This is a genomic window from Streptomyces lydicus, from assembly GCF_004125265.1.
Lineage (GTDB): Bacteria > Actinomycetota > Actinomycetes > Streptomycetales > Streptomycetaceae > Streptomyces > Streptomyces lydicus_C.
This window is the reverse complement of record NZ_RDTE01000003.1, coordinates 7,452,816-7,472,505: the sequence shown is the minus strand read 5'-3', so window position 1 is coordinate 7,472,505 and position 19,690 is coordinate 7,452,816. Positions and strand designations below refer to the sequence as shown.

Genomic DNA, 19,690 nt, shown 5'->3' with positions numbered 1-19,690 from the left:
AGTCAGATTACGCTGCGTAACCTCACAGTGAGTTACCAGCCCGCGGCGGAGCCGCATGTCGATACAGCCGTCTGGGGAGTTTTATGTCCAGCGAATACGCCAAACAGCTCGGGGCCAAGCTCCGCGCCATCCGCACCCAGCAGGGCCTCTCTCTCCACGGCGTCGAGGAGAAGTCCCAGGGCCGCTGGAAGGCCGTGGTGGTGGGTTCGTACGAGCGCGGCGACCGTGCCGTGACCGTGCAGCGCCTCGCCGAGCTGGCGGACTTCTACGGCGTTCCGGTGCAGGAACTGCTGCCGGGGACGACACCGGGCGGAGCGGCCGAGCCGCCGCCGAAGCTGGTGCTCGACCTGGAGCGTCTGGCCCATGTCCCTCAGGAGAAGGCCGGCCCGCTGCAGCGCTACGCCGCCACCATCCAGAGCCAGCGCGGTGACTACAACGGCAAGGTCCTCTCGATCCGCCAGGACGACCTGCGCACCCTTGCGGTCATCTACGACCAGTCGCCCTCGGTGCTGACCGAGCAGCTGATCAGCTGGGGAGTGCTGGACGCGGAAGCGCGCCGTGCCGTGCAGCACGACGAGCTCTGATCCACCGCACCACCTGCAGAAACGTGCCGCCGCTCCGGGCCTCCGGGGCGGCGGTTTCTGTGTACCGGCGCACGGACGGCGCACACCGGGGGCGCACGTGGCGCCAGGAGAGCCCCCATACGCCGTTCTGCGGGCATGCGAAGGGCCCGGAGCATTGCCCTTCGCTCCGGGCCCCTTCGCACGCTCTGCCGACCGCCTACTGCGCCTCGCGCCGCAGGCTCGGCTTCAGCTCCTTGAACCGGCCGAGGAGGCCGTTGACGAAGGCCGGGGAGTCGTCCGTGGAGAACTCCCTGGCGAGCTGCACGGCTTCGTCGATCGCCACCGCGTCCGGCGTCTCGTCCATCCACAGCAGCTCATAGGCACCGAGCCGCACGATGCTGCGGTCGGCCGCCGGCATCCGGTCCAGGTCCCAGTCGACCGCGTAGGTGGAGATCAGCTCGTCGATCCGGGCGACATGGTCCGCGTACCCCTCGACAAGCTGCAGGGTGTATTCGTTCACCGGCGGCTGCCGGGGGTCGGTCCGGGCGTGCCGCATCCAGTCCGCGAGCACGGACTGCACATCGGCACCGCGCTGGTCGGCCTCGAAGAGTATCTGGAAGGCGCGCTTACGGGCCTTGGTGCGGGCAGCCACGGTTAGCTGTTCACCCGGCCGAGGTAGTCGCCGGTGCGGGTGTCGACCTTGATCTTCTCGCCCTCGGTGATGAAGAGCGGCACCTGGATCTCGTAGCCGGTCTCCAGCGTGGCGGGCTTGGAGCCGCCGGTGGAGCGGTCACCCTGGACGCCGGGCTCGGTGTGCTGGATGACGAGCTCGACGGCAGCCGGCAGCTCGACGTAGAGCACCTCGCCCTCGTGCTGCGCCACGACGGCCTCGAAGCCCTCAAGGAGGAAGTTCGCGGCGTCGCCGACAGCCTTGCGGTCGACCATCAGCTGGTCGTAGGTGTCCATGTCCATGAAGACGAAGTACTCGCCGTCCATGTACGAGAACTGCATCCCGCGCTTGTCGACAGTGGCCGTCTCGACCTTCACGCCGGCGTTGAAGGTCTTGTCCACCACCTTGCCGGAGAGCACGTTCTTCAGCTTGGTGCGGACGAAGGCCGGGCCCTTACCGGGCTTGACGTGCTGGAACTCGACGACGGACCAGAGCTGGCCCCCTTCGAGCTTGAGCACCAGGCCGTTCTTGAGGTCGTTCGTGGAAGCCACGGTTGCGGAATCTCCTGGACTGCAGGTGGTGGGTACCTCGGAGCCGTACGCCGCAAGCCGTGGGGCTCACAGCGCGAGCAGCTCCTTGGTCGTGATCGTGAGTAGCTCGGGCCCGCCGTCCGCCTCGGGGCGGACGACGAGTGTGTCGTCGATCCGGACACCCCCACGGCCCGGGATGTGAACCCCCGGCTCGACGGTGACCGGCACGCAAGCGTCCAGTTTACCCATGGCGGCAGGGGACAATTGAGGGTCCTCGTCGATTTCGAGTCCCACGCCATGCCCGGTCCACGCCCCGAGCCGCTCCCCGTACCCCGCCGCGTCCAGCACATGGCGGGTCACCCGGTCCACCTCGCGGCACTCCACACCGGGCGCAAGCGCCTCGCGCCCGGCCCGCTGGGCTGCGAAAACGAGATCGTACAGCTCGATCTGCCAGTCCGAGGGCGTGGTGCCGATGACGAAGGTCCGGCCGATCTCACAGCGGTAGCCGCGGTAATTGGCGCCCAGGCAGACACTGAGGAAGTCACCCTCCTCGACCCGCCGGTCGGTGGGCAGATGCCCGGGGCGGCCGGCGTTCGGGCCGGTCGCGACCGAGGTGGGGAAGGCCGGGCCGTCCGCGCCATGGTCCACCAGCCGGCGCTCCAGCTCCAGCGCCAGATGCCGCTCGGTGCGGCCGACCAGGATCGATTCCAGGAGCTCCCCCAGGGCCTGGTCGGCGATCTCCGCGGCGATCCGCAGACAGGCGATCTCGTCGTCGTCCTTCACCAGCCGCTGCCCCTCGACCGCGCAGGCCAGGTCGGTCAGCCGCAGCCGGGGCGCGACCTGGGAGAGGGCGCGGTGCCGGGTGACGGTGAGGTGGTGCTCCTCGACGGCCAGGGAGTCCGCGCCGGCCGTCGCGGCGAGGTCGGCGCCGGCCACCACCGGGTCGCCGCCACGGGTCGGCAGCACCGACACCCGTACGTCGTCGGCCGGCCGGCCTTCCGCAGGGTCACCGCTCAGCGGCCTGCCGCACAGCAGCACCTCGTCGGCCGGGCCCAGCAGCAGTGCGGCGCCGGGCGGCGCGCAGCCGGTGAGGTAGCGGACGTTCGCGGGGCGCGAGATCAGTGCGGCGGCACTTCCTGCCCCGGCTACGCGGTCGCGCAGCCGCGTGCGCCGGGCCGCGTACAACTCGGACATATCACGAGCGTACGGCGGCTTCCCCGGGGCGGCCGGTCGAGCGGGGCCGCCCGGGGGACCGCGCGGCCGCGGCCGCTACCAGTTCGGCGGGCTGGCGATGCTGCGGGCGACGACGTCGTCCAGCACCCGCACCGTCGTGGCGACGTCGTGCTGGGAGTTGTCGATGATCGGCAGGCCGGAGCCGTACCAGCCGGCCATCCGTCCGTGGATCCTCGCCACCTCTTCGTCGGACAGCCGGCGGTTGCCGCTGCGCCGGGCGTTGCGCTCCAGGACGATCTCCAGGCCGGGCAGCAGCACGATCGGCAGCAGGCCGGGGCCGACATGGCGCTTCCAGCCGCCCAGACCGATGACCGGCCGGTCGGGGAAGACCGCGTCGTCGAGGATGCAGGAGATGCCGTTGGCAAGGAAGTTGCGGGCCGCGAAGCCGCAGGTGCGGCGGGCCAGGCGGTACTGCGCCTCGGAGTGGTCGTTCCAGCCGGCCTGCGGGTCGGCGAAGCCGGACCGGACCCATTCGCGGACGTCGTCGAGGCTGATGTGTGCGGTCGGCACCCGCCGGGTGTCGGCCCAGTGGCGCGCCACGCTGGTCTTGCCGGCTCCGGCCGGGCCGATGAGCAGCACCGCGACGGCGGCGTGCGCGGCGTCCGGCGCCGTGGTGTCGGTGGGCGGGCTGGGCAGCGGCACCGGGGCGCCCGGGGGCAGCTGGACATGGCCGCTGATGTCCGTGCCGTGCGGCGCGGTCGGGGCCTGCCGGGGCGCGGGCCCTTGCCCGCCCTGGCCGGGGACGGGCTGCTGCGCGGGCGGAGGCGGGGCCGCCGGGGCCGACGGCGGGGTGGGCGGGGTGTGCTGTCCCGGGTGGGGCGTCCAGTTCATGGCGGCGCCGGGTGATGCCTGCCCGTGGGGCGGTGGCAGCGGAGCCCCCACTGCGAAGTGCATCCGGTGGCTCTCCGTCTCGTGCGGTCGACTCGTGTGGTCGAGGTGGTGCGGTGCTCCTCCGGCTCTCGCCAGGTGGGGTGCCCCCAGGCGCCGGGGCTCGGCTGCCCGGTGCGCCCGACGGTAACCAACCCGGCGGCCCGGAGGGGCCGTTGTGCCCCACGGCCGTCGGCGTGGGCGGGTGCTGGTGCGAACGGTACCCTCCCGGACGCGGCGGGAGCGCCCGCGGCCCCCGGCGCTCGGTGCGGGAACGGCCGGGGGCGGGGAAAGGTGCCCTCCAGAGGGCGTCCAGGCGGCGTCAGCCGTTCAGTTCCTCGGCCAGCGCACGGAGCGCGAGGCGGTAGGAGCCGATGCCGAAGCCGGCGACCGTGCCGCTGGCGACGGCCGCGAGGACCGAGTGGTGGCGGAACTCCTCGCGCGCGTACGGGTTCGAGATGTGCACCTCGATCAGCGGGGCGGTGCGCTGGGCGGCCGCGTCCCGCATGGCGTACGAGTAGTGCGTGAAGGCACCCGGGTTGATGACGACCGGGAGCGATCCGTCGGCGGCCTCGTGCAGCCAGCGGATCATCTCGGCCTCGTCGTTGGTCTCCCGGACCTCGGCCTCGAAGCCCAGCTCCTTGCCGAGCCGGGCGCACTCCTGGACCAGTCCGGCGTAGGAGGTGGCGCCGTAGACCTCGGGCTCACGGGAGCCCAGCCGGCCGAGGTTGGGCCCGTTGAGGACGAGCACCCGCCGGGGCGTGCTGCCGCTCATGCCGCGATCTCCGCGTGTGCGGCGAGCAGCATGGCCGGGTCCGGGCCCTCCAGGACGGTCGGCTTGGCGAGGCCGTCCAGGACGATGAAGCGCAGCCGGTCGCCGCGGGACTTCTTGTCGACCTTCATCGTTTCCAGCAGCTTGGGCCACTGGTCGCCCCGGTAGGTCAGCGGCAGCCCGACGGACGCCAGCACGGAGCGGTGCCGGTCGGCGGTGGCGTCGTCCAGGCGGCCGGCGATCCGGCCGAGCTCGGCGGCGAAGACCATGCCGACGGAGACGGCCGCGCCGTGCCGCCAGTTGTAGCGCTCGTTCTTCTCGATGGCGTGCGCGAGGGTGTGGCCGTAGTTGAGGATCTCGCGCAGGCCGGACTCCTTGAGGTCCGCGGAGACGACCTCGGCCTTGACCCGGATCGCCCGCTCGATCAGCTCGGCGGTGTGCGCACCGTCCGGGCGCTTGGCGGCCTCGGGGTCCGACTCGATCAGTTCGAGGATCGCCGGGTCGGCGATGAAGCCGGCCTTGATGACCTCGGCCAGACCGGAGACGTAGTCGTTGACCGGCAGCGAGTCGAGTGCGGCCAGATCGCAGAGCACCCCGGCCGGCGGGTGGAAGGCGCCGACGAGGTTCTTGCCCTCGGCGGTGTTGATGCCGGTCTTGCCGCCGACCGCCGCGTCCACCATGCCGAGGACGGTGGTGGGCACCGCGATCCAGCGGACCCCGCGCAGCCACGTTGCGGCGACGAAGCCGGCCAGGTCGGTGGTGGCGCCGCCGCCGACCCCGACGATCACATCGCTGCGGGTGAAGCCGGACTGGCCGAGCGCCTTCCAGCAGTACGCCGCGACCTCGGCGGTCTTGGACTCCTCGGCGTTCGGCAGCTGGATGGCGATCGCCTCGTAGCCCTGGGAGGCCAGGTCCTCGCGCAGCGCCTCACCGGTGGCGGCCAGCGCCTCCGGGTGCAGCACCGCCACACGCTTCGCGCTCTCGCCGATCAGGCCCGCGAGTTCGCCGAGCAGCCGCCGCCCGACGAGCACCTCGTACGGGTCGGTGCCCGCCGTGCCGCCGACCTGGATACGGGTGGCCTGCTCCGTCATGCCTGTTCCTCCCTGTGGGCGGCCCGCGGGCTCCCCGCGGCCGACCGTAGCTCCAAAGCGTCCAGGATCGCCTCGGCGACCTGCTCGGGGGTGCGCTCCCCCGTTTCGATCACGGCGCGCGCGACCTCGGTGTACAGCGGGCGGCGGCGCTCCATCAGCTCGCGCCACTGCTTGCGGGGGTTGACGGCCAGCAGCGGGCGGGGCGCGTCCAGGCCCACCCGCTTGACGGCGTCGGCGAGTTGTACGTCCAGGAAGACCACCGGCAGCCCGGCGAGCAGCGTGCGGGTGCCGTCGTCCAGGATCGCGCCGCCGCCGAGCGAGAGCACCCCGGGGTGGCTCTCCAGCGCTTCGCGCACCGCCGTCCGCTCCAGCTCGCGGAAGTGCGGCTCGCCCTCGTCGATGAAGATCTCGGCGATCGGGCGGCCGGCCGTGGCGACGATATCGGCGTCGGTGTCCCGGTAGCCGACGTCCAGCCGCTCGGCCAGCAGCGCGCCCACCGTCGACTTGCCGGCCCCGGGCGGGCCGATCAGCACGACGACCGGCGACGTCATCGGATCGCCAGGTGGTCGAGGTAGGTCCGCACATTGCGGCGGGTCTCCGGCACGCTGTCGCCGCCGAACTTCTCCACCACGGCGTCCGCCAGGACCAGGGCCACCATCGCCTCGGCGACGATGCCCGCGGCCGGCACGGCGCAGACGTCCGAGCGCTGGTGGTGCGCCTTGGCCGCCTCACCGGTGCTCACATCGATGGTCGCCAGTGCCTTCGGCACCGTCGCGATCGGCTTCATCGCGGCCCGCACCCGCAGCAGCTCGCCGGTGGTCAGCCCGCCCTCGGTGCCGCCGGAGCGGCCCGAGCTGCGCTTGATGCCGTCGTCGGTGGAGACGATCTCGTCATGGGCCTTCGAGCCGGGCACCCGGGCCAGGTCGAAGCCGTCGCCGACCTCGACGCCCTTGATCGCCTGGATCCCCATGAGCGCGGCGGCCAGCCGGGCGTCCAGGCGCCGGTCCCAGTGGACGTGGGAGCCCAGGCCCACCGGCACGCCGTACGCCAGCACCTCGACCACACCGCCGAGGGTGTCGCCGTCCTTGTGGGCCTGGTCGATCTCGGCGACCATCGCCTTGCTCGCGTCCGCGTCCAGGCAGCGCACCGGGTCGGCATCCAGCCGCTCGACGTCGGAGGGCTTCGGGTAGACCCCGTACGGGGCCTTGGCCGCGGCCAGCTCGACGACGTGCGAGACGATCTCGATACCGGCCGTCTCCTTGAGGAAGGAGCGGGCCACCGCGCCCAGGGCGACCCGGGCGGCGGTCTCGCGGGCGGAGGCGCGCTCCAGGATCGGGCGGGCCTCGTCGAAGCCGTACTTCTGCATACCGGCGAGGTCGGCGTGGCCGGGGCGGGGACGGGTCAGCGGCGCGTTACGGGCGAGTGCGGCCAGCGCCTCCGGATCCACCGGGTCGGCCGCCATCACCTGCTCCCACTTGGGCCACTCGGTGTTGCCGACCATCACGGCCACCGGCGAGCCCAGCGACAGGCCGTGCCGCACCCCGCCCAGGAACGTGACCTCGTCCTGCTCGAACTTCATCCGGGCACCGCGGCCATAGCCGAGCCGGCGCCTCGCCAGTGCGTCCGCCACCAGCTCCGTGGTGATCGGGACTCCGGCCGGAAGGCCTTCCAGCGTCGCCACGAGTGCGGGGCCGTGCGACTCCCCCGCCGTCAGCCAGCGCAACCTGCTCAACGGTGCTCCTCATGTACTGCTCATCCGCGTACGGTCTTCCCCCCGATCCTCCCACGTCGCGGGCGAGCGGCGGCGCCCAGTCCAGGAGGCGGACCGGGCGCGCGGACAGCGAGGGACCGGAGCGGGCCCGGACCGGCGGGTCAGCGGGCGGCGAGCGCCGCCTCCCCGGCCCCCCGCATCGCGGCCAGGGGCGCCGGGGACCGCCCCGTCATCTGCTCCACCTGCAGTACGGCCTGGTGGACCAGCAGGTCGAGACCGCCCACCACGGCTCCCCCGCGGGCGGCCCAGGCGGTGGCCAGCGTCGTCGGCCAGGGCTCGTAGAGGACGTCGAAGAGCGTGCCGGGCCGTTCGGGGACGGCGGCGGCGAGCGCGTCGGTGGTGCCCGCCGGGGTGGTCGCGATGGTCAGCGGCGCCTCGAAGGCCGCGGCGGCGTCCTCCCAGGCGGCGGTGCGGACCGTGACGCCCAGCCGCTCGCCCCAGCCGCGCATCTCGTCGGCGCGCGCCCGGCTGCGGACGTACGCGGTGACCTCACCGGTGCAGATACGGGAGAGCGCGGCGAGCGCCGAGGAGGCGGTGGCGCCGGCGCCCAGCACCGACGCCCGCTCGACCTGCCCCACCCCGCGCTCGCGCAGCGCGGCGAGCATGCCGGGGATGTCGGTGTTGTCACCCAGGCGGCGCCCGTCGGCGGCGAGGACGACGGTGTTCACCGCCTCGACCGAGGACGCCGTGGGGCTGATCTCGTCGAGCAGCGGGATCACCGCCCGCTTGAGCGGCATGGTCAGCGAGAGCCCCGCCCAGGTGGCGTCCAGGCGCTCCATGAAGGCGGGCAGTGCCGCTTCGTCGACCTCGTGGCGGTCGTAGGTCCAGTCGCTCAGCCCGAGTTCCCGGTAGGCCGCGCGGTGCAGTACCGGCGAGAGGGAGTGGGCAATCGGGGATCCGAGCACCGCGGCTCGACGGGTGGCGCTCATTGCTTGTTTTTCTCTTGTTCCTTTTCGTAGATGCGCCGGTTCCGCTCGTGCTCTTCGTTCGTCTCGGCGAACAGCGTCTTTTCCGGGTTGATCGAGACGAAGTAGTACCAGTTGCCCTTGGCCGGGGCGATGGCCGACTTGAGCGCCACTTCACCCGGATTGCCGATCGGGCCCGGCGGCAGTCCCTTGAACTTGTAGGTGTTGTAGGGATCGTTGAAATTGCGCAGATTGTCGACGGAGCCGGTGTCCAGCGTGCTCTGGGATTTCGCGTAATTCACCGTCGAGTCGAAGTCCAGCAGGCCGTACGTCTCCGTGTTGTTCGGCTTGAGGCGGTTGTAGACGACGCGCGCGACCTTGACGAAGTCATGCTTGTACTTGCCTTCGGCCTGCGTGAGGCTGGCGACGGTCAGCAGCTGCATCGGCGAGTCGAGCTTGAGCGTGCGGGCCTTTCCTTCCAGGTCGTACTGCGTGTACACCTGGTTCGCCCGCGCCACCATCTGCTTGAGGACCGCGGCCGGCTTCGCCTTTCCGCCGACGCTGTAGGTCGACGGGTAGAGGAATCCCTCCAGCGGGTCCTTTATCTTCGGCGAGTCGTCGGCCCACGACGGCAGCCCGAGGCTCTTGACGTCGTTCTTCGCCACACCCTTGGTCGTGCCCGCCTTGAGGTGCAGCTTTTTGTCGATGAGTTTGTAGACGTCGGCGGCCCGCAGGCCTTCACGGATCGTGAGGCCGTTACGGCTCTTGGGATCCAGCATCAGGTCGATGGCCGCGGCGCCGGACATCTGCTTGCGCAGTGTGTACGTGCCCGGCTGCATGCTGTTGGCCTGCTGGTTCTCACCGGCCGCCTCGGTAAAGGCTCCGGGGCTCTTGATGACGCCCTCGCGCTGGAGGATCTGGCCCATTTCCGCGAGCGTCGAACCGTCCGGAATGTCGACCTGGACCTCGCCGGACCCCTCCCCGTCGTAATCGGGGGCCGACCCGAAGTGGGCCATGAAGAAGTCGTAGCCGAAGTAGCCGACCGCGCCCACGGCTCCGGCGAAGACCAGCGCGACGACCAGGCAGGCGGTGCCGCTGCGCCGTTTGTTCTTCTTGCCGCCGTTCTTCTTGCCGCGGCGCTCGCGGTCGGCCCGGCGGGTCTCGCGCGGGTCGTCGTCGTGGTCGTCGTCCCCGCCGCCCGCGAAGAACGCATGCTCCGGCTCCGGCTCGCGGGGCTCCTGCTCGGCCCGCCAGTCGTCACCGGAGCCGTCGCCGTCGCCGTAGTGCGGCTGCGGCTCCGGCTGCTGCGGATACTGCGGGCTCTGCTGCTGCGGATGCGGCGCCTGCTGGTACTGCTGCTGTTGCTGCTGCATCTGCTGCTGATGCGCCTGCTGCTGCAGGTGCTGCGGCTGTGGCGGCGGATAGGCGTCGGGGGTGGCGTAGTAGTCGGGGCTCGTCCCGCTGTACGGATCGACCGGCGGCTGCTGCTGCCCGTAGGGGTCGTACGGGTCGTACGGCAGCTGCCCGCCCTGCGTACCGTCCCAGCCGCCGTTGTACTGCTGCTCGGCGTACGGGCCGGCGTGTTGCTGGGGATACCGGGCGGCCTGCTGTCCGTCCCACGGGGGCTGCTGCGCCTGGCCTCTGGAGGCACCCTGCTCACCGTAGAGCGGGTCCTCGGGGTGCCACGGTTCGGAGCCGTAGCCCCGGCCATACTCGGTCATCGATCCCCTAGAGCCGAGAGACGGTGTGCTCCGGACCGGCAGCGCGCTTGCTGAATCCGACCCGCCTCTACTTGCACGCGCGGCTGTTCGAACGCCGCACATCGCGCGGAACGTTACCGTACCGCGATCAGATGACCACTTCGACGCTCTCTCCCGGAGGCTCCCCGGAGACACGTTCGGCCTCCAGCGCGCTCTGCAGGATCACCACCGCGGCGGCCTGGTCGACCACCGAGCGGCCCTTCTTGCTGCGCACACCCGAGGCCCGCAGCCCCTGGGTGGCCGTGACCGTCGACATCCGCTCGTCGACCAGCCGGACCCCTACGGGTGCGATGTTCCGGGCCATCTCCTGGGCGAAGCCCCGGACCTTGGCCGCGGCCGGCCCCTCTCCCCCACTGAGGGAGCGGGGCAGGCCGACCACGACTTCGAGGGGTTCGTACTCCTCGACGATCGCCTTGAGCCGGCGGTGCGCTGACGGGACGTCACGCCCCGGGACGGTCTCGACGGGGGTGGCGAGGACCCCGTCGGGGTCGCACGAGGCGACCCCGATACGGGCGTCCCCGACATCCACGGCGATGCGCCGTCCGCGTCGCATCTCACTCACGCGCGTCAGGCCGCCTCGGCGACAAGGCGCTCGACGGCCTCGATGGCCTCGGGCACCGCGGCGGCGTTCTGCCCGCCGCCCTGGGCGACGTCCGGCTTGCCGCCGCCACCGCCGCCGAGCGTCTTGGCGGCGGTACGGACCAGGTCACCGGCCTTGATGCCGCGCTCGCGGGCGGCCTCGTTGGTGGCGATGACCGTCACCGGGCGGCCATTGGCCACTGTGAAGAGCGCCACAACGGCGGCCCGGCCGCCCTGGATCCGCCCGCGCACATCGAGCACCAGCTTGCGCAGGTCGTCGGCGGAGGTACCGTCCGGGACCTGGCCGGCGGCCAGCGCCACACCGCGCACGTCCTTGGCGCCCTCGGCCAGCCCGGCGGCGGCCTGCAGCACCTTCTCCGCGCGGAACTTCTCGATCTCCTTCTCGGCGTCCTTCAGCTTCGCCAGAACGCCGGAGATCTTCTCGGGCAGCTCCTCCGGGCGTCCCTTGACCAGCTCGGTGAGCTGGGAGACGACGGTGTGCTCACGGGCCAGGAACTTGTAGGCGTCCACGCCGACCAGCGCCTCGACGCGGCGTACGCCGGAGCCGATGGAGGACTCGCCGAGCAGCTTCACCAGGCCCAGCTGGGCTGTGTTGTGGACGTGGGTGCCGCCGCACAGCTCCTTGGAGAAGTCACCGATGGTGACCACCCGGACGCGGTCGCCGTACTTCTCGCCGAACTCGGCGATGGCGCCCTGCTTCTTGGCGTCGTCCATGCTCATGACCTCGGCATGGACGTCGAGCTCACGGGAGAGCACGTCGTTGATCTTCTGCTCGACGTCGGTGAGGACCGTGCCGGGCACGGCGGCCGGCGAGCCGAAGTCGAAGCGGAAGCGGCCCGGGGAGTTCTCCGAACCGGCCTGGGCGGCCGTCGGGCCGAGGGCGTCGCGCAGCGCCTGGTGGGTGAGGTGGGTGGCGCTGTGGGCGCGGGCGATGGCCCGCCGGCGGGTGACGTCGATGGCGGCGTACCCGGCGGAGCCGAGCACCACCTCGCCGACCTGGACGACGCCCTTGTGGACCGTGACGCCGGGCACCGGCTGCTGGACGTCGCGGACCTCGACGACGGCGCCGGATTCCAGCTTGATCCGGCCGGTGTCGGCGAGCTGGCCGCCGCCCTCGGCGTAGAAGGGGGTGCGGTCCAGGACGACCTCGACGTCGTCGCCCTCATGGGCGGCGGGCGCCGGGACGCCATTGACCAGCAGGCCGACGACGGTGGACTCGCCCTCGGTGGCGCTGTAACCGGTGAATTCCGTGGCGCCGGACTTGTCGGCGACCTCGCGGTAGGCCGACAGGTCGGCATGGCCGCTCTTCTTGGCCTGGGCGTCGGCCTTGGCGCGGTCCCGCTGCTCCTTCATCAGGCGGCGGAAGCCGTCCTCGTCCACCGAAAGGCCCTGTTCGGCGGCCATTTCGAGGGTGAGGTCGATCGGGAAGCCCCAGGTGTCGTGGAGCAGGAAGGCCTTGTCGCCGGGCAGGACCGTGCCACCGGCCGTCTTGGTGTCGGTGACGGCGGTGTCGAGGATGTTGGTGCCGGCCTTCAGCGTCTTGACGAAGGCGGCCTCCTCGGCGAGGGCGACCGTCTCGATGCGGCGGCGGTCCTCCAGCAGCTCCGGGTACTGCTGGCCCATGGTCTTGATGACCACGTCCAGCAGCTCGCCGACGACCAGCCCACTGGCGCCGAGCAGGCGCATGTTGCGGATGGCGCGGCGCATGATGCGGCGCAGGACATAGCCGCGGCCCTCGTTGCCGGGGGTGACGCCGTCGCCGACGAGCATCGTGGACGTACGGATGTGGTCGGCGACGACGCGCAGCGAGACATCGGTGGCGTCCGAGGCGCCGTAGTGCACGCCGGAGAGCTCGGTGGCCTTGTCGATGACGACCCGGAGGGTGTCCGTCTCGTACATGTTCGGGACGTCCTGCAGGATCATCGCCAGGCGCTCGAGGCCGAGGCCGGTGTCGATGTTCTTGCTGGGCAGCTCGCCGAGGATCTCGAAGTCCTCCTTGCTCGTGCCCGCGCCCCGCTCGTACTGCATGAAGACCAGGTTCCAGATCTCCACGTACCGCTCGTCGTTGACGGCCGGGCCGCCCTCGACGCCGAAGTCCGGGCCGCGGTCGTAGTTGATCTCGGAGCACGGGCCGCAGGGGCCCGGGACGCCCATGGACCAGTAGTTCTCCTTCTTGCCCAGCCGCTGGATGCGCTCCTTGGGCACGCCGATGACGTCGTGCCAGATGCGCTCGGCCTCGTCGTCCTCCAGGTAGACGGTGATCCAGAGCTTCTCCGGGTCGAGGCCGTAGCCGCCGTCGGCCTGGGAGCCGGTCAGCAGCTCCCAGGCGTACTTGATGGCGCCTTCCTTGAAGTAGTCGCCGAAGGAGAAGTTGCCGCACATCTGGAAGAACGTGCCGTGCCGGGTGGTCTTGCCGACCTCTTCGATGTCCGGCGTACGGACGCACTTCTGGACGCTGGTGGCGCGCGGGGCGGGCGGCTTGACCTCACCGAGGAAGTACGGCTTGAAGGGGACCATGCCCGCGTTGACGAGCAGCAGCGTCGGGTCGTCCGCGATGAGCGACGCCGACGGCACGACGGTGTGCCCGCGCTCCTCGAAGAAGCGCAGCCAGCGGCGGCGGATTTCAGCCGACTCCATCAGTGGTCCTCTTTTCCAGTCGGTCCGGTCAGACCGGTTTGTCCGGTTGTTCTCGTGGTGCGGTACTGCGGTTCGAGCACCGCATGGCGCGGCGCGGGCAGCTCGCGCACCTCGCCCGTCCCGCCGAGGCCCAGGGCCTCGTGCAGCTGCTCTTCACGGTCCGCCATTCCGGCCCGTACGTCCAATGCAAATTGGCGCAGCCGGTGTCCGGTCTCGACGGCGCGGTCCGCGGCCTGTGCGGCGAGGCTGTCGGGCTGCAGCTTGCGCAGCTTGCGGTGGACCTTGTTGGTGGCCCAGACGCCGGCGGCGGCGCCGGTGGTGAACCAGAATGCGCGGCGGAACATCGCTGTGATCAGTCCTTGGAGCGACGGTTGCGGCGCCCGCCGCGGCGGGCGCCGGGCAGGGTACGGCCGAGGAGGACGGTGCGCTCGGGTTCCGGCTCACCCTTCTTGCCGATCGCGCGGCGCACGCCGTAGCCGAACGCCGCGACCTTGACCAGCGGGCCGCCGAAGGCGGAGGAGACGGTCGTGGAGAGCGCGGAGGCGTTGGCGGTGACCTCCTGGACGTCGGCGGCGATGGCGTCGACGCGGGCCAGCTGGGTGTGCGCGGAGCGGACGGTCGCGGAGGCGTCGGCCAGCAGCGGGACGGCCTGCTCGGACACCTCGGCCACCATCTTGGTGGTCGCCTTGAGCGTCTGCGCGAGCCTCACCAGCACAAGGGCGAGGAACGACACCAGGATCGCCCAGAAGACGGCCACGAGGATCCCGGCCACCTCTCCACCGGACACGTCGGCACCACACTCCGAATGATTTGGTCTGGGCTCATTCCCGCTCGGCGCTCCCGCTCGAACGGCACCCTTGACCTTATCGCGCCGTGACTGTCCGTCCGTACCCCGTTCCCCCTCGAACGCGGAGCGCGGGCCCGGGATTCCCGAGGCGTGATTGTACGGTCCGCATCCCGCCGAGTACGCTCCGTGTGCCATGCGACGCCTCACGCGCCCCGGCCCTGCTCCCCGCCCCTCCCCCGCGCGTCTGCGGGAGCCGGACCGGCCGGGGAATCTGCCCGCGGAGCTGGGCGGCTTCACCGGCCGCCGCGACGAACTGGCCGCGCTGGCACGGCAGCTGGAATCCGCCCGGCTGGTGACCCTCACCGGCCTGGGCGGCGTCGGCAAATCGCGGCTCGCCCGCCAGGCGGCAGGGATCTTGCAGGATCGCTTCTGCGATGGGGTGTGGCTGGTCGAGCTGGCCGCCCTGCACGAGCCCCACCTCCTGGAGCACACCGTCGCCGAGGCGCTGGGAGCCACCGGCCACAGCGCCCGCCCGGTGCGCTCCGCGCTGTGCGACCTCCTCGCCGACCGGGACCTGCTGCTCGTCCTGGACGGCTACGAGCACCTGGTCGACGCCTGCGCCGACCTGACCGGAGCGCTGCTGCGCCGCGCCCCCGGGCTGAAGGTGCTGGCCGCGGGCCGGCGGCCGCTCGGGCTGGACGGTGAGCGGACCGTGCCGCTGGCGCCGATGACCACCGCCGACGCGGCCGCCCTCTTCGCCGAGCGCGCCGCCGCCGTCGTCCCCGGGTTCACCGTCGGGCCGGCCGACGAGGCGGCGGTCACCGAGCTCTGCGACCGGCTGGACGGCATTCCGCTCGCGCTGGAACTGGCCGCCGGACGACTGCGCGCCCTGTCCGTGGACCAGGTGCTGCACCGGCTCGACGACCGTTTCCGGCTGCTGACGGGCACCCGCCCGCGCCGCTCCCCCGGACTCTCCGTCCCGTTCGGGCAGGAGGAGCCCCGGGCCACACTCCCGGCCCCGCGCGAGCCGGGCGGACCCCCGCCCCGCCACCAGACGCTGCGCACCGCGATCGGCTGGAGCCATGAGCTGTGCACGCCCGAGGAACGGCTGCTGTGGGCGCGGCTGTCGGTCTTCGCCGGACACTTCGACCTGGAGGCGGCCGAGTACGTCTGCTCGGGGCCGGAGCTGCCGGCCGGTGAACTCCTCGACGTCCTCACCGAGTTGGTCACCCAGTCGGTGCTGGTGCGCGAGGAGACCGCGGCCGGGGTCCGCTACCGCATGCTGGACACCGTTCGGGTCTACGGGGCGGGCTGGCTGGCGGTGACGCCCGACGGCGAGCGGCTGCGGCGGCGGCACCGCGACTGGTATCTGGGGCTGGCCACCTGGTGCGAACTGGACTGGTTCAGCTCCCGGCAGGCCGAGATCGCGGCCCGGATCGAGGCCGACCTGCCGAATGTGCGGGTGGCGCTGGAGCAGAGCCTGGAGAGTCCCGCCGATATCCACCTGGGCCAGTACCTGGCGGGCACGCTGTGGTTCTACTGGGTGGGCTGCGGCCGGCTCGCGGAGGGCCGGCACTGGCTGGACCGGGCCCTGGAGCTGGAGAGCAGCCACGACGAGGCGCGGATGAAGGCGCTGTGGGTGGCCGGCTATGTCGCGGTGCTCCAGGGGGACACCGTCGGCGCGCTGGGGGCCCTGCAGGAGTGCCGTGACGAGGCCGAGCGGACCGGCAACGCCACCGCGGCCGCGTATGCGCTGCACCGCACCGGCTGTCTGGCCCTGGTCAGCGACGATATGCCGCGTGCCGAGAAGCTGCTGCGCGCGGCGCTGGAGCGCTACCGGGAGATCGGCGAGCTCAACAGCAATGTGCTGCTGGGGCAGATCGAGCTGGCGATGGCGGTGGCCTTCCAGGGCGAGCTGGCGGACGCGGTGCGCCTGTGCGAGGACGTCCTGGCGGTGTGCGAGGAGCACGGCGAGCGCTGGACGCTGGCGTACGCCCAGTACGTGCTGGCCTTCGCGGCCTGGTCCCGTGGCGACGGCGGGCGGGCCCGTGCGCTGCTGGAGCAGTGCCTGGCCATCGATCACACCTTCCACGATCTGCTCGGGGCGGTGCTGGCGATCGAGCTGCTGGCCCTGGTGACGCTCGGCGAGGGCGACGCGGAGGAGGCGGCGGTGCTGCAGGGCGCCGCCGGGCGGATCTGGCCCTCGGTGGGGCTGCCGCTGTTCGGCTCGCGCCACTTCAACCGGCCGCACGAGCGGTGCGAGGAGCAGGCGCGCGAGCGGCTGGGGGACGAGCGCTACGAGCACTTCCGGCGCGCGGGCGAACGGCTCGACCTGGACGCGGCGGTGGCCCGGGTCCTGCGGCCCGCCGGCCTGCTGCCCACGCGGCTGCGCACGGTGCGGAGCACGGCACCCGGGCACGAATGAGCCCGCCGCCTCCCCCACCGCGAGGGCGGGGAGACGGCGGGCCGAGCGCGTGGCGCTGTGCCTGCTGTGGTGCTTAGCGGGCGTAGTACTCGACGACGAGCTGCTCGTCGCAGATCACCGGGATCTCCTTGCGGTTCGGGTCCCGGTCGAGACGGAACGCCAGAGCCGGCAGGTTGACCTCGAGGTAGCGCGGGGTCTCGCCCTCGGTGTCGTAGCCACCCTCGCGGGCGACCTGGAAGGGGTGCTTCTCGCGGCTGCGCTCGCGGACCATGACGACATCGCCGGGGCGGACGCGGAAGGACGGCTTGTCGACCTTGCGGTCGTTCACCGAGATGTGGCCGTGGACGACCATCTGACGAGCCTGGTAGATGGTGCGGGCGATGCCCGACCGCAGGACGAGCGCGTCCAGACGGCGCTCAAGCTCGATGATCAGCGCTTCGCCGGTCTTGCCTTCGACCTTCCGAGCGCGGTCGTAGGCACGCGCCATCTGGCGCTCGCTGATGTCGTACTGCGCACGCAGGCGCTGCTTCTCGAGCAGACGGACCTTGTAGTCACTGCTCTGCTTGCGGCCACGGCCGTGCTCGCCGGGCGGGTAGGGACGGGCCTCGAAGTACTTGACGGCCTTCGGCGTCAGCGCGATGCCGAGCGCGCGGGACTTCTTGACCTTGGGACGCGACTGGTTCACGTGGAACGTTCCTCCATGTAAGTTAGGTGAGGCTTACCTTAGCGCGAGGAGAACGCATGTTTCGACCTGGGATCCCCCTGCCCAGTGCACACCGCACCGAGGCGGGTCAGCCGCGTCCCGTGGAAGGCGCCCAGCAGCCCTCCGCCGCCGAGCGCATACGAACCCTCGTCGAGTCCCATGGTATGGCGTCCTTGAGCATCCCCGGTGTCGAGGACCCCGACGAAGCCGGCCTCTCGGCTCCCGTCTGCCGGACCGTGACACCCGGTGGAGACGTGCTGTTGCTGGTTCCAGGGGACTCTGCGGCGGCTCGGGCGGCCGCACACGCACAGGACGACGACCTCACAGCCGTGATGGAGATCACGGACGTCGCGCCGGTTTCGGTGCCTCATCGCATCCGCGGACGGGCCTGGGTGGCCGGCTGGCTGACCCCCGTACGCAATGAGCAGCGCGCCGAGGCCGCGATGCTGCTCGCCGAGCGGCACCCGGTGGGCGAGTTGCTGGGCATCGGTGAGGCGCTGCAGCCGGACCCGGCACCGGGCCTGTACGGGCGGACCGCCTGGATGATGCTGCGCCTGGAGGTCGGTGAGGGCGCGGTGGACGATCTGTGGGGCGCCGAGCCCGTCGAGCCCGACGAGTTCGCCGTCGCGGCCCCCGATCCGCTGGCGCCCCACGAGGCGGAGTTGCTGCAGCATCTGCATTCCGCGCACAGCGAGCAGGTGCGCGGGCTGTGCGCCCTGCTCGGCGACCGTAAGGACGCCTGCGGGGTACGCGACCGGGCCGTGCCGGTGGGCCTGGACCGCTTCGGTCTGCGGGTCCGCTTCACCGACGCCGGGCAGCGGTCCTTCGACGCGCGGTTCGACTTCCCCGAGCCCGTACGGGACGTGGCGGAGCTGCGGCGGGCGATGCATCGGCTCTTCGAGGCGGCGGCCGAGTAGCCGGGCGTGCGGAGCGGCCGGGGCCGGAGCCCGGAGACCGGCTCTATTCCGTGGCCGCCTCGCCGGAGGCCGAGCGCAGGCGGGCGCGGACCCGTTCGGCCACATCGGCGTAGCGCGCCTCCGCGCCATGGCGGGTGGGTTCGTAATACCGCTTGCCATGCACCTCGTCCGGTGCGTACTGCTGGGCCGCGATGCCGCCCGGCAGGTCGTGCGGGTACTGATAGCCCTGGCCGTGGCCGAGCTTCTGGGCGCCCTTGTAGTGGCTGTCGCGCAGATGCGGCGGCACCGCACCCGCCTGACCGGCCCGGACGTCCGCCAGGGCGGCGTCGATCGCCATGTACGCGGCGTTGGATTTCGGCGCCAGGGCGAGCGCGATGGTGGCCTGGCTCAGCGTGATCCGGGCCTCCGGGAAGCCGATCATCGCCACGGCCTGGGCTGCGGCCACCGCGGTCTGCAGGGCCGTCGGATCGGCCAGGCCGATGTCCTCGCTCGCCGAGATCATCAGTCGGCGGGCGATGAAGCGCGGGTCCTCCCCCGCCTCGATCATCCGCGCGAGGTAGTGCAGCGCGGCATCGACGTCCGAGCCCCGGATGGACTTGATCAGCGCGCTGGCGACGTCGTAGTGCTGATCGCCGTCCCGGTCGTACTTCACCGCCGCCCGGTCGACGGACTCCTCCAGCGTCTGGAGGGTGATCTCCTTCTCGCCCTTGGACAGCGCGGATCCCGCACCGGCCTCCAGGGCCGTCAGCGCCCGCCGGGCGTCGCCGCCGGCGATCCGCAGCAGATGCCCCTCGGTGTCCTCGGGGAGGGTGACCGAGCCCGCCAGCCCGCGCGCATCGCTCAGCGCGCGCCGCAGCAGCCCGCGCAGATCGTCGTCCGTGAGGGGTTCGAGGGTCAGCAGCAGCGAGCGGGACAGCAGCGGCGAGATCACCGAGAAATAGGGGTTCTCGGTCGTCGCGGCGATCAGGGTGACCCAGCGGTTCTCCACGGCGGGCAGCAGGGAATCCTGCTGGGCCTTGCTGAAGCGGTGGATCTCGTCCAGGAAGAGGACGGTCTCCTTGCCGAAGCCGCCCGAGGCGCGCCGGGCGCCGTCGATCACCGCGCGGACCTCCTTGACGCCCGCCGTGATCGCCGAGAGCTCCACGAAGCGCTTGTTCGTCGCCTGGCTGACGACATACGCGAGGGTCGTCTTGCCGATGCCCGGCGGCCCCCACAGGAACACCGACGACGGCCCGGCCGGTCCCCCGTTGCCCTCGCCGACCAGCCGCCGCAGCGGCGAACCCGGCTTGAGGAGATGCTGCTGGCCCACGACTTCGTCGAGGGTGCGCGGACGCATCCGCACGGCGAGCGGGGACCCCGCGGGGTCCTTCTCCTGACGGTCTTCGGCAGCGGCGGTGAACAGGTCGGGCTCCACGTCCACGAGCCTATGCCACCCCACTGACAACGCCCCGGCCGCCGT

At 71.8% G+C, this 19,690-nt stretch carries 18 protein-coding genes and 1 pseudogene; 3 read left to right on the top strand and 16 right to left on the bottom strand.

Annotated features, from left to right (window positions below; all coding sequences use genetic code 11):
- Positions 1 to 83 precede the first annotated feature (83 nt).
- The gene (bldD, locus tag D9V36_RS35440) at positions 84 to 584 is read left to right on the top strand and encodes a transcriptional regulator BldD (RefSeq protein WP_030076442.1); all 501 of its coding nucleotides are present in this window, start codon (positions 84 to 86) and stop codon (positions 582 to 584) included.
- Positions 585 to 780: 196 nt separating this feature from the next.
- Here the strand turns inward: bldD and nusB are convergent, their stop codons facing one another.
- From nusB to D9V36_RS35370, 14 genes are all read right to left on the bottom strand, one after another.
- Positions 781 to 1,215, bottom strand: a complete 435-nt coding sequence (gene nusB, locus D9V36_RS35435; protein WP_129297367.1) for a transcription antitermination factor NusB — start codon at positions 1,213 to 1,215, stop codon at positions 781 to 783.
- 2 nt (positions 1,216 to 1,217) lie between these two features.
- On the bottom strand, positions 1,218 to 1,784 hold the full coding sequence (efp, locus tag D9V36_RS35430) for an elongation factor P (protein WP_030076436.1): 567 nt from the start codon (positions 1,782 to 1,784) through the stop codon (positions 1,218 to 1,220).
- A 66-nt stretch (positions 1,785 to 1,850) separates the two neighbouring features.
- The gene (locus D9V36_RS35425) at positions 1,851 to 2,957 is read right to left on the bottom strand and encodes an aminopeptidase P family protein (protein WP_129297366.1); all 1,107 of its coding nucleotides are present in this window, start codon (positions 2,955 to 2,957) and stop codon (positions 1,851 to 1,853) included.
- Between the two features lie 75 nt (positions 2,958 to 3,032).
- Complete coding sequence (locus D9V36_RS35420) at positions 3,033 to 3,890, bottom strand: Pro-rich N-terminal domain-containing protein (protein WP_129297365.1); 858 nt, start codon at positions 3,888 to 3,890, stop codon at positions 3,033 to 3,035.
- Between the two features lie 295 nt (positions 3,891 to 4,185).
- On the bottom strand, positions 4,186 to 4,638 hold the full coding sequence (gene aroQ, locus D9V36_RS35415) for a type II 3-dehydroquinate dehydratase (RefSeq protein WP_129297364.1): 453 nt from the start codon (positions 4,636 to 4,638) through the stop codon (positions 4,186 to 4,188).
- Positions 4,635 to 5,726 carry a 3-dehydroquinate synthase gene (gene aroB, locus D9V36_RS35410; protein ID WP_129297363.1) on the bottom strand — a complete coding sequence of 364 codons (1,092 nt, stop codon included), beginning with the start codon at positions 5,724 to 5,726 and terminating at the stop codon, positions 4,635 to 4,637. The genes aroQ and aroB overlap by 4 nt, the downstream gene beginning before the upstream one ends.
- Positions 5,723 to 6,277: a shikimate kinase gene (locus tag D9V36_RS35405; protein WP_129297362.1), complete on the bottom strand. Its 555-nt coding sequence runs from the start codon at positions 6,275 to 6,277 to the stop codon at positions 5,723 to 5,725. Before D9V36_RS35405 ends, aroB begins: the two co-directional genes overlap by 4 nt.
- The gene (gene aroC / locus D9V36_RS35400; protein ID WP_129297361.1) at positions 6,274 to 7,458 is read right to left on the bottom strand and encodes a chorismate synthase; all 1,185 of its coding nucleotides are present in this window, start codon (positions 7,456 to 7,458) and stop codon (positions 6,274 to 6,276) included. Before aroC ends, D9V36_RS35405 begins: the two co-directional genes overlap by 4 nt.
- Before the next feature lie 140 nt (positions 7,459 to 7,598).
- Complete coding sequence (locus tag D9V36_RS35395) at positions 7,599 to 8,426, bottom strand: shikimate dehydrogenase (protein WP_129297360.1); 828 nt, start codon at positions 8,424 to 8,426, stop codon at positions 7,599 to 7,601.
- Positions 8,423 to 10,123 carry an endolytic transglycosylase MltG gene (gene mltG / locus D9V36_RS35390; RefSeq protein ID WP_129297359.1) on the bottom strand — a complete coding sequence of 567 codons (1,701 nt, stop codon included), beginning with the start codon at positions 10,121 to 10,123 and terminating at the stop codon, positions 8,423 to 8,425. The genes D9V36_RS35395 and mltG overlap by 4 nt, the downstream gene beginning before the upstream one ends.
- A 127-nt stretch (positions 10,124 to 10,250) precedes the next feature.
- Positions 10,251 to 10,715, bottom strand: a complete 465-nt coding sequence (gene ruvX, locus D9V36_RS35385) for a Holliday junction resolvase RuvX (RefSeq protein WP_088796744.1) — start codon at positions 10,713 to 10,715, stop codon at positions 10,251 to 10,253.
- A gap of 14 nt (positions 10,716 to 10,729) precedes the next feature.
- Positions 10,730 to 13,399 (bottom strand): alanine--tRNA ligase, encoded by a 2,670-nt coding sequence (gene alaS, locus D9V36_RS35380; RefSeq protein WP_129297358.1) that lies wholly within the window; start codon positions 13,397 to 13,399, stop codon positions 10,730 to 10,732.
- Entirely contained in the window at positions 13,399 to 13,743 is a 345-nt protein-coding gene (locus tag D9V36_RS35375) for a DUF6167 family protein (protein WP_129297357.1), read from the bottom strand. The genes alaS and D9V36_RS35375 overlap by 1 nt, the downstream gene beginning before the upstream one ends.
- An 8-nt stretch (positions 13,744 to 13,751) precedes the next feature.
- Positions 13,752 to 14,186 (bottom strand): DUF948 domain-containing protein, encoded by a 435-nt coding sequence (locus tag D9V36_RS35370; protein ID WP_206739770.1) that lies wholly within the window; start codon positions 14,184 to 14,186, stop codon positions 13,752 to 13,754.
- Between the two features lie 193 nt (positions 14,187 to 14,379).
- On the opposite strand from D9V36_RS35370, the pseudogene D9V36_RS35365 reads away from it, so the two are divergent.
- Positions 14,380 to 16,653: pseudogene (locus tag D9V36_RS35365) on the top strand (ATP-binding protein); the annotation flags it as partial.
- Between the two features lie 31 nt (positions 16,654 to 16,684).
- Here D9V36_RS35365 and rpsD read toward each other — a convergent pair.
- Complete coding sequence (gene rpsD, locus D9V36_RS35360) at positions 16,685 to 17,296, bottom strand: 30S ribosomal protein S4 (protein ID WP_129297355.1); 612 nt, start codon at positions 17,294 to 17,296, stop codon at positions 16,685 to 16,687.
- Between the two features lie 182 nt (positions 17,297 to 17,478).
- Here rpsD and D9V36_RS35355 point away from each other — a divergent pair, with 182 nt between their 5' ends.
- Complete coding sequence (locus D9V36_RS35355; RefSeq protein WP_129298902.1) at positions 17,479 to 18,231, top strand: DUF2470 domain-containing protein; 753 nt, start codon at positions 17,479 to 17,481, stop codon at positions 18,229 to 18,231.
- A gap of 43 nt (positions 18,232 to 18,274) precedes the next feature.
- Here the strand turns inward: D9V36_RS35355 and D9V36_RS35350 are convergent, their stop codons facing one another.
- Positions 18,275 to 19,645, bottom strand: coding sequence for a replication-associated recombination protein A (locus tag D9V36_RS35350; RefSeq protein ID WP_129297354.1), 1,371 nt, complete (start codon positions 19,643 to 19,645; stop codon positions 18,275 to 18,277).
- Positions 19,646 to 19,690: the final 45 nt, after the last annotated feature.